14 protein-coding genes are annotated in these 17325 nt (G+C 68.1%); 6 read left to right on the top strand and 8 right to left on the bottom strand.

The annotated features are described in order from the left end of the window. Positions 1–5: 5 nt before the first annotated feature. Complete coding sequence (gene acnA / locus M9978_RS05890) at positions 6–2543, top strand: aconitate hydratase AcnA (protein WP_254292063.1); 2538 nt, start codon at positions 6–8, stop codon at positions 2541–2543. Here acnA and M9978_RS05885 read toward each other — a convergent pair. From M9978_RS05885 to M9978_RS05860, 6 genes are all read right to left on the bottom strand, one after another. Continuing rightward, positions 2540–3562 (bottom strand): alpha/beta hydrolase, encoded by a 1023-nt coding sequence (locus M9978_RS05885; protein WP_254292061.1) that lies wholly within the window; start codon positions 3560–3562, stop codon positions 2540–2542. The genes acnA and M9978_RS05885 overlap by 4 nt on opposite strands. Before the next feature lie 27 nt (positions 3563–3589). Continuing rightward, positions 3590–4369 carry a hypothetical protein gene (locus M9978_RS05880; protein WP_254292059.1) on the bottom strand — a complete coding sequence of 260 codons (780 nt, stop codon included), beginning with the start codon at positions 4367–4369 and terminating at the stop codon, positions 3590–3592. A gap of 122 nt (positions 4370–4491) precedes the next feature. Beyond that, positions 4492–5160 (bottom strand): response regulator transcription factor, encoded by a 669-nt coding sequence (locus M9978_RS05875; protein ID WP_254292057.1) that lies wholly within the window; start codon positions 5158–5160, stop codon positions 4492–4494. 6 nt (positions 5161–5166) lie between these two features. Further along, positions 5167–6048 (bottom strand): alpha/beta fold hydrolase, encoded by an 882-nt coding sequence (locus M9978_RS05870; RefSeq protein ID WP_254292055.1) that lies wholly within the window; start codon positions 6046–6048, stop codon positions 5167–5169. Next, a complete protein-coding gene (locus M9978_RS05865; RefSeq protein ID WP_254292053.1) occupies positions 6045–7709 on the bottom strand; it encodes a hypothetical protein in 1665 nt (554 codons plus the stop codon). Before M9978_RS05865 ends, M9978_RS05870 begins: the two co-directional genes overlap by 4 nt. Before the next feature lie 66 nt (positions 7710–7775). Next, positions 7776–9440 (bottom strand): hypothetical protein, encoded by a 1665-nt coding sequence (locus tag M9978_RS05860; protein ID WP_254292051.1) that lies wholly within the window; start codon positions 9438–9440, stop codon positions 7776–7778. Positions 9441–9525: 85 nt separating this feature from the next. Between M9978_RS05860 and M9978_RS05855 the strand changes: the two genes are divergently transcribed. The 3 genes from M9978_RS05855 to M9978_RS05845 are packed head-to-tail and all read left to right on the top strand — an operon-like array spanning position 9526 to position 12412. Continuing rightward, the gene (locus tag M9978_RS05855; RefSeq protein WP_254292049.1) at positions 9526–10302 is read left to right on the top strand and encodes a helix-turn-helix transcriptional regulator; all 777 of its coding nucleotides are present in this window, start codon (positions 9526–9528) and stop codon (positions 10300–10302) included. Positions 10303–10336: 34 nt separating this feature from the next. Further along, positions 10337–11437, top strand: coding sequence for a pyridoxal phosphate-dependent aminotransferase (locus M9978_RS05850; protein ID WP_254292048.1), 1101 nt, complete (start codon positions 10337–10339; stop codon positions 11435–11437). A 15-nt stretch (positions 11438–11452) separates the two neighbouring features. After that, positions 11453–12412: a threonine/serine dehydratase gene (locus tag M9978_RS05845; protein ID WP_254292046.1), complete on the top strand. Its 960-nt coding sequence runs from the start codon at positions 11453–11455 to the stop codon at positions 12410–12412. Here the strand turns inward: M9978_RS05845 and M9978_RS05840 are convergent. Beyond that, positions 12409–13281, bottom strand: coding sequence for an EamA family transporter (locus tag M9978_RS05840; RefSeq protein ID WP_254292044.1), 873 nt, complete (start codon positions 13279–13281; stop codon positions 12409–12411). The two genes, M9978_RS05845 and M9978_RS05840, sit on opposite strands and share 4 nt — an antisense overlap. A gap of 79 nt (positions 13282–13360) precedes the next feature. Next, the gene (locus tag M9978_RS05835) at positions 13361–15607 is read right to left on the bottom strand and encodes a CHASE2 domain-containing protein (RefSeq protein WP_302053810.1); all 2247 of its coding nucleotides are present in this window, start codon (positions 15605–15607) and stop codon (positions 13361–13363) included. Positions 15608–15710: 103 nt separating this feature from the next. Between M9978_RS05835 and M9978_RS05830 the strand changes: the two genes are divergently transcribed. Both M9978_RS05830 and M9978_RS23030 read left to right on the top strand, forming a co-directional pair. Further along, entirely contained in the window at positions 15711–16097 is a 387-nt protein-coding gene (locus M9978_RS05830) for a hypothetical protein (protein ID WP_254292043.1), read from the top strand. Positions 16098–16105: 8 nt separating this feature from the next. Continuing rightward, the gene (locus M9978_RS23030; protein WP_302053809.1) at positions 16106–17314 is read left to right on the top strand and encodes a FecR family protein; all 1209 of its coding nucleotides are present in this window, start codon (positions 16106–16108) and stop codon (positions 17312–17314) included. Positions 17315–17325: the final 11 nt, after the last annotated feature.

The following is a 17325-nucleotide window of genomic DNA, read 5'->3' as shown; positions in this document are numbered from 1 at the left end:
GGCGCATGAACATCACGACCCTCGAAAGCGGTGGCCGCGATTACCGCATCGTCGACCTGAAGGCGCTCGGCGCCGATCGACTGCCGGTGGTCCACCGCGTCCTGCTCGAAAACCTGCTGCGCCATGGCGAGGCCGATCTCGCCATGATCGCGGACTGGCTCGCCACCGGCACCAGCGAGGCGGAGATCGCATTCCGTCCCGGCCGGGTGATGATGCATGACACGACCTGCGGCCCCGCGCTGGTCGATCTCGCCGCGGCACGCTCGGCGATCGCCGAGGCCGGCGGCGATCCTTCGGCACTCAACCCGGTGCTGCCCGTCGATGTCTCGACCGATCACAGCCTGGCGATCGATGTGTTCGGCACGCCCGACGCCAAGGCGCGCAACATGGCGAGCGAGATGCGGCGCAATGCCGAGCGCTATCGCTTCATGCGCTGGGCGAGTCAGGTGCTCGACCGCTTCACGGTGCACCCGCCCGGCACCGGCATCATGCACACGATCAACCTCGAGCGGCTTGCCACCGTCGTCGCCACGGCGGAGATCGCGGGCGAGCGCTGGGCGGTGCCCGACACGCTGATCGGCACCGACAGCCACACGCCGATGATCAACGGCATCGGCGTGCTCGGCTGGGGCGTCGGCGGACTCGAGGCGGAGAGCGTGATGCTCGGCATGCCGGTGATGCTGCGCGTGCCCGAGGTGATCGGCGTGCGGCTGACCGGACGGCTGCGCGAGGGCGTGACCGCAACCGATCTCGCGCTGCTGGTCACGCACGAATTGCGCAAGCACCAGTTGGCCGGACGCTTCATCGAGTTTTTCGGCTCCGGCGTCCCGTCACTGTCGGCGGGCGAGCGCGCGACGGTCGCCAACATGGCCCCCGAATATGGCTCGTCGACCGGCTATTTCCCGATCGACGACGCGACGCTCGCCTATCTCCGCACCACGGGCCGCGACCCCGAGCGGATCGCGCTGGTCGAGGCCTATGCCAAAGCGACCGGGCTATGGTTCGATCCGGCCGCCGAGCCGGTGTTCACCGAAGTCGTGGAAATCGACCTTTCCGCCGTGACGCTGTCACTCGCCGGCCCGCGCCGGCCACAGGATCTGGTCGCGCCGTCGCAAGCGCCGGAACTGGTCGGCGCGACCCGCGGTACCGGCGCCCTGCCGCGCCGCCCGGTGGCGATCGCGGCGATCACCAGCTGCACCAACACCTCCGATCCGCGCCAGCTGATCGCCGCCGGCCTCGTCGCCCGCAAGGCGCGCATGCTCGGCCTCGCCCCGCCGCCCTGGGTCAAGACCGTGCTCGCGCCCGGATCGCCCACCGCCGAGCGGCTGCTGACGCGAGCGGGGCTGCTCGGCGACCTCGAAGCGCTCGGCTTCGGCATCGCCGGCTATGGCTGCGCGGTGTGCATCGGCAATTCGGGACCGCTTGCCGAAGTGTTCAATACTGTCCCGGCCGATGTCTCGCCGGTCGCAATCCTCTCCGGCAACCGCAACTTCCCCGGCCGCGTCCATCCGCAGGTCGAGGACGCCTTCCTCGCCTCGCCGCCGCTGACCGTCGCCTATGCGCTCGCCGGCGACATGGCGGTGGATATCGCGACCGATCCGATCGCGCCCGGCGTGACGCTCGCCGATCTCTGGCCGAGCGGCGCCGAGATCGACGCGCTGCTCGCGACCGCATCGGACCCCGGCGACTATGCCGCCGCCTATGACGAAGCCGAAGCGAGCGCCGCCTGGGTCGCGCTCGACGCGCCCGAGACGCCGCTGCATCACTGGGACCCCAGATCGACCTATCTGCGCCGTCCGCCCTTCGCGTCGATCGAGATGCACAGCCGGCTCGGCCGCTACAGCGCCGCCCCGCTGCTCGTGCTGGGCGACGACATCACCACCGACCATATCTCGCCGGCGGGCGCGATCCCGCGCGACAGCGACGCGGCGCGCTGGCTGATCGAGCGCGGCGAGGACCCCGCCGACCTCAACGTCTTCTCGTCGCGCCGCGGCAATTGGGAAGTGATGCTGCGCGGCCTGTTCACCAACCGGACGGTGCGCAACCTGCTCGCCGATGGGTTGAAGCCGGGCGAGACGGTGCACGCCCCCACTGGCGAGCGCGTCCCGCTATGGCAGGCCGCGGCCTGGTATGCCGAGAGCGACACCCCTGTCGTGATCGTCGCCGGCGAGCGCTACGGCATGGGCTCATCGCGCGACTGGGCGGCGAAGGGCGCGAGCCTGCTCGGCGCGCGCGCCGTGCTCGCGAGCAGCTTCGAGCGCATCCACCGCTCGAACCTCGTCAATATGGGCATCCTGCCGCTCCGCCTCCCAGCCGACCGCCACCCGGCCACGCTAGCGCTCACCCCCGCCGACCGCATCGAGATCGACGCTGCGCCGGAGGCACTGGCGCCGCGGGCATCCGTAACGGTGACGATCGTCCGCCCCGATGGCGGCCGCGACAGCTTCACCGCGCTCGCCGAAATCGAGACAGCACTTGAGATCGCCACGCTCCGCGCCGGGGGGATCATTCCGATGATCCTCAGCGAGCGGCTGCGCGGCTAGCGCTTCTTCGTCACCCGGTCGAAAAAGGTCAGCGTGCGGTCGAGCGCCTGCCAATGCGCCGCGCGCGTGGCCGCCGGGGTCTTGCCGATGAAGCCATGCGCGACATCGGGAATCATGAGCATCTCGACCGGGCGTCCCGCCTTGCGCAGCGCTTCCGCCATAAGCTCGCTTTGCCCATAGCCCACTTCCTCATCGGCCGTGCCGTGGATCAGAAGCATCGGCGGCGTGTCCGCACCGACATAGCGAATGGGACTGGCGCGGCGAGCCGGCTCGACGCAGGCATCGCCATCGCATCCGAGCATCGCCGCGACATTGTCGCCCAGGGCCAGCGCCCGTTCCGCCTTGTGCTGTCCGAGATCGAGCGGCGCATACCACACCGCCGCGCCCTGCACGCAATCCGACTGCGGCAGCGGCCTCGCGCTCGCCGCAGCCGCGCGGCTCATGCGGCCGGTCGAAGCGGGCGGGTCGAATTCCGTGACCCGGCAGGTGGTCGCCGCCAGCGCCGCGAGATGCCCGCCCGCCGAACCGCCCCACACCACCACGCGCGATGGATCCACGCCATAATCGACGGCATGCGCCCGCAAATAGCGGATCGCTGCCTTCACATCCTGTATCTGCGCCGGGAATTTGGCTTCCCCGCTCAGCCGGTAATCGACCGAGGCGACGACATAGCCGCGCACCGCCACCGCCGCGAGCACCGCGGGAAAGTCGGCGAACGCCGCCGAGCCGCGCGCGTCGCCCCGGCTCCACCCGCCGCCATGGATCCACAGGATCAGCGGGCGCCGCGCCGCCCTGGCACGGTCGGCATGGAGGTAGAGGTCGAGCTGGAGCGGACGAAAGCCGAGCTGATTGGCGAACTCGACATGCGGCCGCGCCACGATCCCGCCGGGATAGCGCGCCGCGGTCTCCGGAAAGCGATCCTCGCGAACCGTCCCTGCCGCCACCGGCGACCGCAACGGCGCCTCCGGCGCGGCAGGCGCGGCGGCGAGCAGCGGAAGGAACAATAATGCCCGCATCATCGTCTCACTCCGCTGCCCCGCTCGTGATCAATGCGCGATCAGTTCGGCGATGCTGTTCTCGGCCTCGGAGCGCAGGCTCTGCTTCTTGTCGCTCCATACCTTCCACTCGGCATTGTCACGCAGCGTCACCCGGGTCGATGCGGTCAGCTTCTGGCGCTGCCCGAATGACCCCATGTCGCGATAATGCTGAATGAACAGCGCGTCCCATGGCGATCCGGTACCATAGCGGTTCATGTAAAGCTCGTACCCCGTCAGCGCGCCATTCTTGATCCAGCCGTCGAACTGCGGAAGCACATAGGCCTTCACATAATCGCGATACTCGTCGGCGTTGGTCAGATACTCATAGGGGATGACATAATAGACCTGCCCGTCGAGCAAATCGTCCTCGTTCTTGCCCCAGGACAGGTCGGACGAATAGCTTGCGACCGGATCGGCCAGCGTCATGCCGCGCGCATCGAGTCCGCCCGGCGCGCCCTGCTCGAGCGCGTTCCATTTGCGCACGGCGTCGAAGGTCGGAAAACGCAGGATGACGAGCCCATCCCAAACCGCCGGCTGGCGGTACCAGCTGTAGAAGATGCGGAAATCGGCCAGTTCGCCGCGCGCCTTCATCGCCCGCAGCTTCGGCGCGAGCGTGTCGACCAGATAGCGCCGGAACGGCACGCGGTTGGGAAGCTCGGCGCGATACTGGATGATCAGCGACTTGGGGCCGTCCTCCAACTCCGCCTGCGCCGCGGCGGGCGCGATCGACGCCGCCGAAAATCCGATGGCAAGCGCGGCCAGGATCGCGCGCAGGATATGCTTGTTCACGAGAACTCCCTCCATTTTCTGATGTGCGGCACCATGATCTGCCGCTCTGTTTTGTACCATTAAATTGAATAGTACAATCAAGTTGAAAGTCGGGCAAGTGCTTTCGATGGCCAGGCAGCGCGTCACGCCGCGGCGCCCCCGGTCAGCTGATAGCCAAAGCCTCTTCGTGTCTCGATCGCGTCCGCGCCGATCTTGCGCCGCAACCGCATCACCAGCGTCTCGATCGCATTGGCGTCGTTGAGGTCCGCCGTGCCATAGAGATGCTCGGCGATCTCGTCGGTCCGCATGTATCGACCGGTATGATGCGCGAGGAAATTGACCAGGCGGAATTCGAGCGGCGAGGTGCGCACCTCAGCGCCGCCGGCGGCGATCCGCATACGGTTGGTGTCGATGCGCAGGCGGCCGAGTTCGAACACCGGCTCGGCCCGGCCGCCCGCGCGGCGCAGCAATGCGCGGACTCGAGTCACAAGCTCGCCCATGTGGAACGGCTTGGCGAGATAATCGTCGGCGCCGGCCTCGATTCCCTCGACCTTCTCGGTCCAGTCGGCGCGTGCCGAGAGGATCAGCACCGGAAAGCTGCGCCCGGCGCTGCGCCAGCGCCTGAGCACGGTAAGCCCGTCAAGACCCGGCAAGCCAAGGTCGAGTACCACCACCGCGTAATCCTCGGTATCGCCGGAGAACCATGCGCTTTGGCCATCGGCGATCAACTCGGCCACGAACCCGGCCTGACCCAGCCCTGCGGCGACGTCGGCGCCGATCACCGGATCGTCCTCGACCACGAGCGCGCGCATCGGCGTCTAGCGGACCAGCGCGGCGCGGAGCACCCGGCGGGTCGCTTGCGGTGCATCGATCCACGGGAAATGCCCCGCCCGCGCGATGGTCCGAACCGACGCGCCGCGATAGGCCGCCGCAAGACGCGCTTCATCACCGCGAATCCAGTCGATGTCGCCGGCGACGATTGCCACGGGAAAGGGACGCGTCGCGGGACGGATCGAGAAGCGGCGCCGGAAGTCTTCGGCCAGCGGCGCAAGGTCGAGATGGATCGCCGAATCGAGCAGCGCTGCGTCGAACGCCCTGGCGCGGGTGGAATCGAAGAAGCCTGCGCGGAACTTGATCCGCATCGCGGTGATGCGATCGCCCGCCTTGCGCGCCGCATCATAGGCGGCCAGATCCGCCGCCGGCAGCCGCGCGCGCCAGCCGTCGAGTGGCCGTGGCGGCGCGAAATCCGGTCCGGCCGAACTGAGCAGGACCAGCCGCGACACGCGCGACGGATGCGCCGCGGCATAGGCCTGAGCCACCGCGCCGCCGAACGAATGTCCAAGCAGGGTCACGCGCGCCGCACCGAGCGCGGACCGCAGCGCCTCGAGATCGGCGACGCTGCCCGCGACGGTGAGTTGCGCACCATCGCCCATCGCTCCACGCGATCCGCCCGTGCCGCGCGGTTCGATCAGGACGGCGCGATACCCCAGCGCCGCGACCATTTGGGCTAGACCGAGCATATAGCCTGCGTCGAGCCCGGGTCCGCCGGGCACTAGCAGCACCGGGTCGCCACGGCCGCAGCTGCGATAGGCCAGCTCTCCGTCCACCGCTGCGACGCGGTCCATCCTGCACGGCACGGCCGCCCCGGCATCACCCGGCCCTGCCAGCCAGGCGAGCGCCAGCGCGGCCAACCACTTCACGGGACGACGGTCGGCTTGGTCGAGGGTTCCCACAGGTCGCTGGTGGTCGCGACCAGCTCCTTGGCGTCGCGCCACGGACGCCCGCCGGGAATCGTCTTCGCGCCATGCACCACTGCGCGGCCATAGGCGATCATCCGGTCGGAGACGCGCTTGCGCTCCTCCTCGGGGAAGGTCGTGAAGGCATGCGGCGCGCGCACCACGACCAGCTCCTTGAGGCCGTTGACGCGGCTGTACGAGTCCATCGATCCTTCGAGGCTGTCGGCATAACACCACAGCCCGCGGGCGAGGAACACGGCCGGCCATTTGTCCATGCTCGCGAGGATCGCCGAACTCGGGAAGAACACGATATTGTGCTCGACCTCGATGCCGCCGATGAACAGCGCGCGGTCGCGGCCAGGGCCACGGCTGTCATCCTTGAGTGCAGTCTCCAGCGGCAGATAGCCGACGCCGCCCGAAAAGCCCGCGGTCAGGATCGCACCGACGATCGTCGGATCGCGCCGCGCCGGGCGGCAGACGATCTTCGGCAAATCATAGCTGCAAACCTTGTCGAAATTGGCGGCCATCGCGAAGCCGCTCGCCATCGTCCCGCGCGACGAGCCCGACAGCATCACCGGCAGCGGCCCCGGCGCGTCGCCGCGCAACGCCGCCACAGCCGCCCGACCCGCGCTCAGCTTGCCGTCCGGCCCAAGCATCCGCATGCCCTTGCCGGTGCGCAACTGCTCGACCGCATCGAGCAGGTCATTGCCCTGCTGGAGCGTGTTGGTGTCGCTGAAGCCGCCCGAGATGCCGATCCCGCGCCGGTCGAGCGCCAGCACGTCGAACCCGGCATCGTTCCATTCGCGCCAGGTCTTGCGCCACTTGCGCTGGCCCTGCACGCCGGTCGTCGCATTGGGCCAGTCGTCGTTGGGAACGGCGATGCCCTCGGAATCGACGACATAGCCGACGTCCACCGGGTCGTCGATCGCGGCGATCCGGTCGCCGCCGCCGCCGCTATGGATGATCAGCGCGCGCTTGCGGTTGCCCTGGCCATCCTCGACCCCCTTGCCGCGAATATACCAGCCGCGGATGCGGATATCGCCCGACATCTTGCGATGGATGCGCTCATAGGCTTCCACCGGCACGGTGAACTCGACCACATAGGTATGCGGATCGACCGCGGCGATCGGCTCATTGTAGGGCGCGCGGGCGAAATAGCCCGGACGGCGCACCTGGGTCAGGTCGGTCGCGCCGCCGCGTTCCACGACCTTGCCGAGCAGGAAGCGGCCGCGCTGGTCCGTGAGACCGTATTCGCGGTTCGGCGGATGCCGCTTCATCACCTGCGCGAAGACGCGCTCGTGGCACGCCTTGTCGCGCTTGCATGCTTCCCAATCCGCGCGCAGCTTCACGTCGGTGAACTCGTCGACATAATAGTCGGCGCCGCGATAATCCTTGGGCGGCTGGAAGCGCGCCGTGGTGAACGGCACGCAGGTCCTCGCGCCCGCCTTGGTCGGGATCAGATAGCCCGGCAGCTCCTGATCGCGGTCATAAGCGACATAGGCCTTGCACTCGAACGCCGGCACCGGTGCGCGCGCCGGCCGGACGCCCTGCCTGTCCTGCCCGCCCGCCGAAGCGGCAGGCGCAAGCGCGCCCGCCATCATCAACAGAACCATCCCAATCCGCATCGCATCCTCCACTTGACGGCGCAGAGGATCATATTGCTTTATTTACGTCAATAGTACAAATTTCGGTCATGGAACGACGGTGGGCTTCGTGGAAGGCTCCCACACATCGCTGGTCGTCGCGACCAGTTCCTTCATGTCGCGCCACGGACGCCCGCCCTCGACCTCCTTCTGGCCAAGCACCACCGCGCGGCCATAGGCGATCATCCGGTCGGAGACGCGCTTGCGCTCTTCCTCGGGGAAGCTCGAGAAAGCGTGCGGCCCGCGCACCACGACCAGTTCCTTGGGTCCCCGGATCCGCGCATAGGCGTCCATCGAGCCCTCGAGGCTGTCGGCGTAGCACCACAGGCCACGGGCGAAGAACGCGCTCGGCCATTTGTCCATGCTTGCGAGGATCGCCGAGCTGGGGAAGAACACGATGTTATGTTCGATTTCCAGCCCGCCGATGAACAGGCTGCGGTCGCGCCCCGGCCCGCGCCCGTCATCCTTGGGCGCGGTCTCGAGCGGCAGATAGCCGGCCCCGCTCGAATATTCCGCCGTGAGGATCGCGCCGACGATCGTCGGATCGCGCCGCGCCGGGCGACAGGCGATCTTTGGCAAGTCGTAGCTGCAGAATTTGTCGAAATTGGCGGCCATCGCAAAGCCGCTCGCCATCGTTCCACGCGACGAGCCAGAGAAGATCACCGGCAGTGGCGCCGGGGCATCGCCGCGCAGCGCCGCCACCGCCGCATTGCCCAGCGTCAGCCTTCCGTCGGGCGTCAGCACGCGCATGCCCTTGCCGGTGCGCAGCTGTTCCACCGCGTCGAGGAGGTCGCTGCCCTGCTGAAGGGTATTGGTGTCGCTGAATCCCCCCGAAATGCCGATCCCGCGCCGGTCGAGCGCCAGCACGTCGAACCCGGCCGCGTGCCATTCGCGCCAGGTCGCCCGCCACTTGCGCTGCCCCTGGAATCCGGTCGTGGCATTGGGCCAGTCGTCATTGGGAATGGTGATGCCGGTCTTGGGATCGACGACATAGCTGACATCGACCGGATCATCGACCGCGACCGTCCGGTCGCCGCCCCCGCCACTGTGAATGATAAGCCCGCGCTTCGTACCGCCCTTGCCGTCAGCGACACCCTTGCCGCGGATATACCAGCCGCGGATGCGGATATCGCCCGACATCTTGCGGTGGATGCGCTCGTAAGGCTCCACCGGCACCGTGAACTCGACGATATAGGTATCCGGATCGGACGCCGCGATCGGCTCGTTATACGGCGCCCGCGCAAAGAAGCCCGGACGGCGAACCTGGCTGAGATCGGTCGCGCCCCCGCGCTCCTCGATCTTGCCGAGCAGGAAGCGGCCATGCTTGTCGGTGTAATTATACTCGCGGTTCGGCGGATGCCGCTTCATCACCTGCGCGAACACGCGGTCGTGGCAGACCTTGTCGCGCTTGCACGCCTGCCATTGGGCGCGCAGCTTCACGTCGGTGAACTCGTCGACATAATAGTCGGCGCCGCGATAATCCTTGGGCGGCTGGAAGCGCGACGAGGTGAACGGCACGCAGGTCTTCTTGCCCGCCCTGGTCGGGATCAGATAGCCCGGCAACACCATGTCGCGGTCATAGACGACATAAGCCTTGCACTCGAACGCCGGGACCGGGGCGCGGGCCGGGATGATGCCATTGCGCGGCTGGCCTTGCACCGATGTGCCGGAAGCGAGCGCCCCCGCTATCAGCATCGCTAACCCAAGCCGCATCGAATCCTCCCGTTGTATCCAATCTTCAGCGCAACGCACCACATAGATTTATTGACGTCAATAGTACAAATTGCGATGAGGCGGAATGGCCGCTGCATTTCCCGCCTTCACGCGAATCATCGCCGCGATCGGCGAGCCCGATTTCGTCGACCGCGCGGCCGCGGCGGTGCGCGATCTCGCCGGGTTCGATCTGGTCGCGGTCTTCGCGCATCGCGGTGGAACGCCGATCGCGCTGCACGACAATTTCGACCTGGTCGGCTGCCGCGCGGGGATCGAGCGCTACGTCCGCCACACCCACCGCATCAATCCGATCCTCGGCGCCCGATCGGGCTTCGGGGTCCATCGCGCGCGCGACTTCCGCACGCCGCCGGGCTTGAATGGCACGATCGCCCGCCATCTCGTCCGCGCCGAGGAGGAAGAACTCGGCTTCCGCACGCTGGGCTGGCCCGAACGGCAGGAGGAGGTCGTGCTCTGCTTCGAAGCATGGGGCGGGCTGGTCGAGCTCGGCCTTTACCGCGCGCGCAGCCCGCGCACCCTCCCGCATGCCACGCTCGACGACCTGACTGCGCTCACCGCCCCGCTCGCCGCCGCGTTCGAGCGCCACCGCGCGCTCCAGCCCAAGCCCGAGACCGATGAATGGCGCGACCCGCTGTCGCCGCGCGAGCGCGAGATCGTCGAGCTGATGCTCGCCGGCTGTTCGAGCGAGGCGATCGCGCTCCGGCTCGGCATCGCGCAGTTCACCGTCAAGGACCATCGCAAGCGGATCTTCCGCAAGCTCGGCATCGGCGCGCTGGCCGAGCTGTTCGCGCTCGACCGGCACATCCCTCCCCGGAGGGATGGCGCGCGCGCCGCGCTGCTGTGAAACTGCCGGCAATCGCGAAACAGGAGCCTGCCCGATGCGCTATGTCCGCATGCCGATCGAAGTCGAGTCGCCCGAGGAATATGGCTATGGCAATATCCGCAACAATCTCTCGGAAAGCTCGATCACCGATCAGTCGCTGAGCAGCCTCGGCCTGACCATTCCCGACCTCACCTTGCTCTACAACGAGCACCGCGGCAGCCCGAAGCTGCGCGCGCAGATCGCCGCCGACTGCCCGGGCCTGTCCGCCGACGACGTCCTCGTCACCGGCGGCGCAGCGGGCGCGCTGTTCATCATCGCGACCGCATTGCTCGGCCGTGAGGACCAGCTCGTCGTGGTCCGCCCCAACTATGCCACCAATATCGAGACGCCGCGTGCGATCGGCTGCAAGATCGCGTTCGTCGAGCTCGAGTTCGAACGCGGCTTCGTGGTCGATCTCGACCGCATCGCCGCCGCGGTCACGCCACGCACCAAGCTGATCAGCGTCACCTGCCCGCACAACCCCACCGGCACGATGATGACCGAAAGCGAGCTGCGCGCGCTCGCCGATCTGGCGGCGGCGCGCGGCTGTCTGCTGCTGGTGGACGAGACCTATCGCGACCTCGCGCTCACTCCGGCGCTCCCGATCGCCGCCTCGTTCGGCCCGCACGTGATCAGCGTCGCCTCGCTGTCCAAAGCCTATGGCGCGCCGGGCATCCGCATTGGCTGGATCATCAACAGCGATCCCGCGCTTCAGGAACGCTTCCTCGCCGCCAAGGAACAGATCAGCATCTGCGGCGCCGTGCTCAACGAATGGGTCGCCGAGCAGATCTTCGACCAGCGCGAGGCGTTCCTCGCGCGCACTTTGCCCGAATGGCGCCGCCGGCTCGACCGCGTCGCGCAATGGATCGAGGGCGAAGACCTACTCGAATGGGTCCGCCCGCAAGGCGGCGTCGTCTGCCTGCCGCGCATGAAGGCCGAGCCGCCCGGCGGCTATGACGGCTTCTACCGCCGGCTGCTCGAGCAGCACGGTACCTATGTCGGCCCCGGCCACTGGTTCGAGATGTCGGACGCCTATTTCCGGCTCGGCTTCGGCTGGCCGAGCGCCGACGAGTTCGAAGCCGGGCTCGCCGGGATTTCCGCCGCGCTGCGCGGCTGAACCAAAGGACTGATCATGAACGATCTGATCGACCGTATTCACGAAGCCGAGGCCGCGATCCGCCCGATCGTGATGGTGTCGCCGCTCGAGCGCAGCAATCTGCTGTCCAGCGAATTGGATTGCGATGTCTGGCTCAAGGCCGACCACCTCCAGCCGACCGGGTCGTTCAAGCTGCGCGGCGCGACCAACTTCGTCCGGCTGGTCGCAGATGAGCACAAGGAAGTCATCACGGCATCGACCGGCAATCACGGCCGCGCCGTCGCGCATGCCGGGGCGGCGTTCGGGGTGAACGCGATCGTCTATCTGTCGAACGCGACTCGGCCGTCGAAGATTCAGGCGATCCGCGACGCGGGCGCGGAAATCGTCATGATCGACGGCAGCGTGCTCGATGCGGAATTGGCCGCGCGTGCCGAATCCGAACGGCGAGGCATTCCCTATGTTGCCGCGTACAACCACCTTGCGACGGTCGCCGGCCAGGGCACGATGGGCGTGGAACTGGTGCGGCAGGCGCCCGATCTGGATGCGGTGTTCGTCTGCCTCGGCTGTGGCGGGTTGGCCGGCGGCCTGGGGATCGCGGTCAAGGCGCTGTCGCCGGCGACACGGCTGATCGGCGTGTCGGCCGCCAACTCGAAATGCATGATCGATTCGCTGAACGCCGGCGAGATCATCGAGACACCCGAGACCGAGACACTGGCCGACGGGTCGGCCGGCGCGGTCGAGCCGGGTTCGGTGACCTTCCCGATCTGCCAGCAGGTCATCGACGAGACCCTTACCGTCAGCGAACAGGAGATCGCGCAGGCGATGCGCAAGGTTGCTGAGGGCAACAATTGGATCGTCGAGGGTTCGGCCGGCGTGGCCGTTGCCGGACTGATCCAGACCGCAGAACGCTATCGCGGCCGGAAGGTCGCTGTCATCCTGTGTGGGCGCAACATCGCGCTCGACACGTTCATGGGCGCGATGGCGCGGGCCACCTAGCGCTGTTCCGCCTTGGCCGCGGTCGCCGCGCATCCCGCCGACGCGGCGACGATGCAGGCGATCGCGGCCCATTGCGTCACGCTCAGCCGCTCGCCCAGGATCGCAAAGCCGGCCAGCGCGCCGGTCACCGGATAGAGGCTGAACAGCAGCCCGACGACATGCGGCTGCAGATGGCGCATCGCCTTCATCTCGAGCGAATAGGGCAAAGCGCTCGACAGGCACGCGACCGCCAGCCCAACAAGCAGGATGTTCGGCGCGAACATCGCCGTCCCCGCGCTCGCCAGCCCAAACGGTAGCGTCAGGATCGTCGCCACCGCCATGCCCCATGCGACCGCATCGCCGCCCAGCCCGTGCGACACCCGCGTCCCGAGCAGGATGTACATCGCCCAGCACGCCGCTGCGCCCACCGCGAACAGCAACCCGATCGGATCGAGACCGCTCTGCGCCCGCAACGGCACGAGCAGCAACAGTCCGACCACCGCCACCGCCAGCCACAACCGGTCGATCGCCCGGCGCGACCCCGCCAGCGCGACGCCGAGCGGCCCCAAAATCTCGACGCCGGCGGCGACGCCGATCGGGATGCGGGCAAAGGCTTGGTAGATCAGCAGGTTCATCAGCCCGAGCATCGCGCCATAGCCGATCAGCGCCGGAAGCATGTCGCGCGGCACCGCCCGACGCCACGGGCGCAGCAACGCTCCGAGCAGCAGCGCCGACAGGGTGATTCGAACCGCGGTCACGCCGAATGCGCCGATCAGCGGGAAGATCAGCTTGGCGAACGCCGCGCCGACATTCTGCACGGCGAGCGAGGACAGCAAAGCGGCCACGCCGGTCGCGACGGAATTGCGGGCGTCGCGGCTGGCGTGAGTCATCGGGGAAAAGTCGCGATCATCGCATGTTCATAACCACCGCTGACCGCCAAATATATCCAATATCCAATCGTGAGGATGCTTATTTTTCGGTTGCGACGTAAACCCCGTTCCAGTCCGCGGGCGGCGAGGATGCGGCCAGTTGCGCGATCCGCGTGCGGTAGATGCCGTGCACCGTGTCGAGTCCGAATTTTCGCGCCGCGGCGGCCTGCGTATCGAGAAGCTCGATCGCGGCGCTCCAGTCCCGGCCGCGATAGGCGTCGAGCATGGCCTGATGCGCCTGCGCAAACTGACGGAATACGGAGTCCTGTTCCAACTGCTCATCGCCGATCAGCGCCGACACCTCCTCGGGAGTGTCGCGCCCCACCACCTGGACGAGATCGATGGCAACTGTGGCGAATTGGGGAATGCGCTCCCGCAACGTCTGCCCCATCGCGATGGGCACGCCATAGAATTTGGTCAGCCCCTCGATCCGCGAGGTCAGGTTCACCGTGTCCCCGATCAACGAATAGGACAGGCGCTGCGCCGACCCCATATTGCCGACGCAGCACGGGCCGGCGTTGAGGCCGATCCCGATCCTGACCTCGCCGGGCCAGGGCTGGCCGGTGCGGGCCGGCATCTCGCGATTGAGTGCGTCGAGACGCGCGAGCATCGCCAGCGCCGCGCGGGCGGCATTTTCGTGTTGCTCGGGGTCATCGAGCGGCGCGTTCCAGAAAGCGAGAATGGCGTCGCCGATGAATTTGTCGATCGTCGCGCGCTTCGCCAGCAGGATGTCGCACATTGGAGTCAGGAAATTGATCAGGAAGCGGATGACGTCGCGCGGCGCCAGCTTTTCCGAAATGCGCGAAAAGCTACGGATATCGCAGAACAGCACCGTCATCTGCCGTTCCTCGCCGCCCAGTTCGAGCTGGCCCGGATCGGCGGCGATGCGCTTGACCAGTTCGGGTGAGAGGTAGCGGTCGAAGGCGCGGTGGATGTAGCTGCGCCGCCGCTCCTCGCGGTAATAGGTCAGCACGGTCTGGGTCACGTAAACGCCCAGGATCGCGAGCATCGGATAGGTCGGATCGAGCAGGAAATGGGCACGCTGAAAGGCGAACCAGCTGCCCGCCAGCGTTCCGCCCGCCAGCAGCAGCCCCAGCGCCGCGCCCCGCGCTGCGCCGATCCGGGGGAGCAGGAACAGTAGCAACACGCCCAGCACCAGCACGAGCACGCGTTCGAGCCCATCGGACCAGTCGGGCCGGGTGAGGAATTGTCCGAGCAACATCTGCTCGGCGGCCTGAGCGTGAACCATCACGCCGAGTTCGCGGTCCTGCGTCGGCGTCGAAACCAGATCGCGCAGACCGATCGCGCCGGCGCCGACGAACACGATCTGGCCGCCAAACAGCCGCGCCATTTCCGCCTGGGACAAGTCGCCGGACAGGATCTTCCATGCCGGGACCACGCGTTCGGGACGAGGCGCGGTGAAATACATCCACAGCTCGCCGGCGCGCGTCGTCGGCACTTCGAAATCGCCCACCTTGATCGACACGACCTCGCTGTCCTTGCGCCCGCCGCCGAAGCTGCCGCTGCCGTCGCTGGTCTTGACGATGATCGAGCCGGCTCCTTGCGCCACGCGCAGCGCCTCCAGCGACAGCGACGGCAGGATCTGATCGCCCTGCCGCGCCAGCAGCGGCGCCTTGCGGACGATGCCGTCGCCATCGCCGCCCAGCGTCAGCGATCCGTTGCCAATCGCGGCCCGGTCGAGCGCCGGCAGCGGCAGAATCGCATTGCGATAGGCCGGCAAGGCGCGGTCAGGCGACGTGCCGGAGATGGCGAAGCCCGCCTTGGGCCTTGCCTGAACTCGCCGCGGCTCGTTGGTCAGGAAAAAGCCCGCCACGACCGGGAGATCGCGCATGGTCGCGGCCAGCTCGGCGTCATTGTCGGGAAAACCCTGCAGCGCCGCCAGCAACGCCGGGCTGGCGCTCGTCGATTTCAGGCGATCGGCAATGCGCGGCGGCGAGGTGCGGTCGGGCTCGGAAAAGACGATGTCGAGCGCGATCACCGCGGCGCCGGCTTCGCCAAGTTTCTGCATCAGCCGGGCGATATCGGTTCGCGGCCAGGGCCACTGGCCATAGCGCTGGATCGACCCTTCATCGATGTCGACGATCCTGACCGGCACGTCCTGATACGCACGCGGTTGCGCGCGCGCATAGGCGTCGAACACCAGCTGGCCGATCCGGGTCAGCGACGACGTGCCCGCGAGCTGCAGCAGGAAGACCGCGAGCAGGGCCACGGCACCGGGCAAGGCGGTGCGCGTCCAGTCCAGCATCCGGTCCCGATAGGTTCGCATCAAGCCAGGTCCCCGCCGCGCCGCCAGCAGTATATGCCTCCCGGGAAAAATGCTATCGAGGCTGGAGAATTCGACTCATCGGCCGAGTTCGAGGGGAGGCTTCATGGGCATCCGGATCGACAAGACCCCGCTTTTCGCCATTGCCGCCACCGTGTTTCTTGCCGCCGTGCCAGCCCATGCGTCGGGTCAGGCGGACCCGGTCGCGGCGCTGGACGCCCTGTCGCGCGCGACGGCCGACGCTTCGTCCGGTCTCGCGCTGGCGCGCAGGCAGATCGGCGAAGGCGATCTGCTCGGCGCGCTGGCGACGGTCGAACGCGTTCTGCTCAACGACACGCGAAGCGACGAGGCGCGGCTGCTTCATGCCAGCCTGCTGTGCCGGCTCGACGATCCGAGCGGGTATCTGATCGAATTGGAGGATATCGACGAGGCCGATTTTTCCGCGCGGACATGGTCGGAAGCCACCGCGCCCTGCCGGATGGGTGAGCCATGAGCCTGCGCATGCCCGTCGCGATATGCATCCTGCTGCCGGTGGGCGCCGGGCTGGCCGTTGCAGCATCGCAGGTCGTCGGCATCGCGGCGACGATCGTCAACGACGTGCGGATCAAGGGCGCGGCGGGGCCGCAGGCGCGTCCGGCAGTGGCGCGGCAACGGATCGCACTCGGCGATCAGGTGCAGACCGGCGCGCGGAGCCGGCTGCAGGCGCTGTTGCTGGACAAATCGGTGTTCACCGTCGGCGCCGACGCGCGATTGACGATCGACCGTTTCGTTTATGATCCCAAAGGCGGGTCGTTCAGCGCATCGGTCGCCAAGGGCGCGTTCCGCTTCATGTCGGGGCGGCGGGGCGGCACGGGGTCGTCGATCAACACGCCTGTCGCGACAATCGGCATTCGCGGCACCATCCTCGACGGCGTGGTCGGCCAGACGGCAATCGACATCGCGCGCGGCGAGCCGCGGCTCGGCCCGCGCATCGACGGCGATCCGAACAGCGCATCGCTCGTCGTCCTGCGCGGTCCCGGCGCACGCACGCAGGGCGGGGTGCGGGTGGGCGCGGTTTCGGTCACCGCGGCAAACCAGACCGTGCAGCTCGACCGGCCGATGCTCGCCACCTATGTGCCGCGCCCCGGAGCGCCGCCAATGGCGCCCTTCACCATCTCGCTGCGGGGTCTGGCGCGGCTCAACGACATGATCCTTCCGCCGAGCGACCGGCCGCGGCCCGAGAGCGCCACGCCCACCTATGTCCCGCCCGCGCCGTCCTCCCGCCCGCCGCGTGGCTACAGGCCACCACCGGGCGCGTTCGGCGGATCGCAGCCGCCGGTGCCGGGGGGCGGTTTTCCGGGTTCGCAATATGTGCCGTCGCTGCCGCGACTGCCGGCACAGCGAGCGCCCCAGACGCAACAGGCGCCGCAACGCGGAACCGCTGCGCAGCCGGCGCCCGCAGCGGCGGCGCCAGCTCCGGCAGTCCAGCAAGCCCCCGCGCGGGCGCCCGCCCCCGCGGCACAACAGGCGCCGACGCCCGCGCCAACGCCGACGCAACAACAGGCGCCCACGCCCGCACCGACGCCGACGACCCAGCAAGCGCCAACGCCCGTCGCGCCCGCCACAAACCTGCAATCGCCCACGCCGCCAAGGCCAGCGCCGTCCCCCACCCCTTCGCCCACCCCGACGAAGAGTCCGAACCAACCGAGTCCCAATCAACCTAAGCCCTGAAACGCGCACGT

The sequence above is a fragment of the Sphingomonas tagetis genome, assembly GCF_024211275.1.
Lineage (GTDB): Bacteria > Pseudomonadota > Alphaproteobacteria > Sphingomonadales > Sphingomonadaceae > Sphingomonas > Sphingomonas tagetis.
This window is presented reverse-complemented; position numbering and strand designations above follow the sequence as displayed.

Excerpts from the sequence above, each read along its gene's own strand:
- M9978_RS05860 (WP_254292051.1), bottom strand. The coding sequence starts at position 9,440 with ATGCGGCTTGGGTTAGCGATGCTGATAGCGGGGGCGCTCGCTTCCGGC.
- M9978_RS05830 (WP_254292043.1), top strand. The coding sequence starts at position 15,711 with ATGGGCATCCGGATCGACAAGACCCCGCTTTTCGCCATTGCCGCCACC.
- M9978_RS05840 (WP_254292044.1), bottom strand. The coding sequence starts at position 13,281 with ATGACTCACGCCAGCCGCGACGCCCGCAATTCCGTCGCGACCGGCGTG.
- M9978_RS05850 (WP_254292048.1), top strand. The coding sequence starts at position 10,337 with ATGCGCTATGTCCGCATGCCGATCGAAGTCGAGTCGCCCGAGGAATAT.
- M9978_RS05885 (WP_254292061.1), bottom strand. The coding sequence starts at position 3,562 with ATGATGCGGGCATTATTGTTCCTTCCGCTGCTCGCCGCCGCGCCTGCC.
- M9978_RS05855 (WP_254292049.1), top strand. The coding sequence starts at position 9,526 with ATGGCCGCTGCATTTCCCGCCTTCACGCGAATCATCGCCGCGATCGGC.
- M9978_RS05865 (WP_254292053.1), bottom strand. The coding sequence starts at position 7,709 with ATGCGGATTGGGATGGTTCTGTTGATGATGGCGGGCGCGCTTGCGCCT.
- acnA (WP_254292063.1), top strand. The coding sequence starts at position 6 with ATGAACATCACGACCCTCGAAAGCGGTGGCCGCGATTACCGCATCGTC.
- M9978_RS05835 (WP_302053810.1), bottom strand. The coding sequence starts at position 15,607 with ATGCGAACCTATCGGGACCGGATGCTGGACTGGACGCGCACCGCCTTG.
- M9978_RS05845 (WP_254292046.1), top strand. The coding sequence starts at position 11,453 with ATGAACGATCTGATCGACCGTATTCACGAAGCCGAGGCCGCGATCCGC.
- M9978_RS05875 (WP_254292057.1), bottom strand. The coding sequence starts at position 5,160 with ATGCGCGCGCTCGTGGTCGAGGACGATCCGGTGATCGGCGCCGACGTC.
- M9978_RS23030 (WP_302053809.1), top strand. The coding sequence starts at position 16,106 with ATGCCCGTCGCGATATGCATCCTGCTGCCGGTGGGCGCCGGGCTGGCC.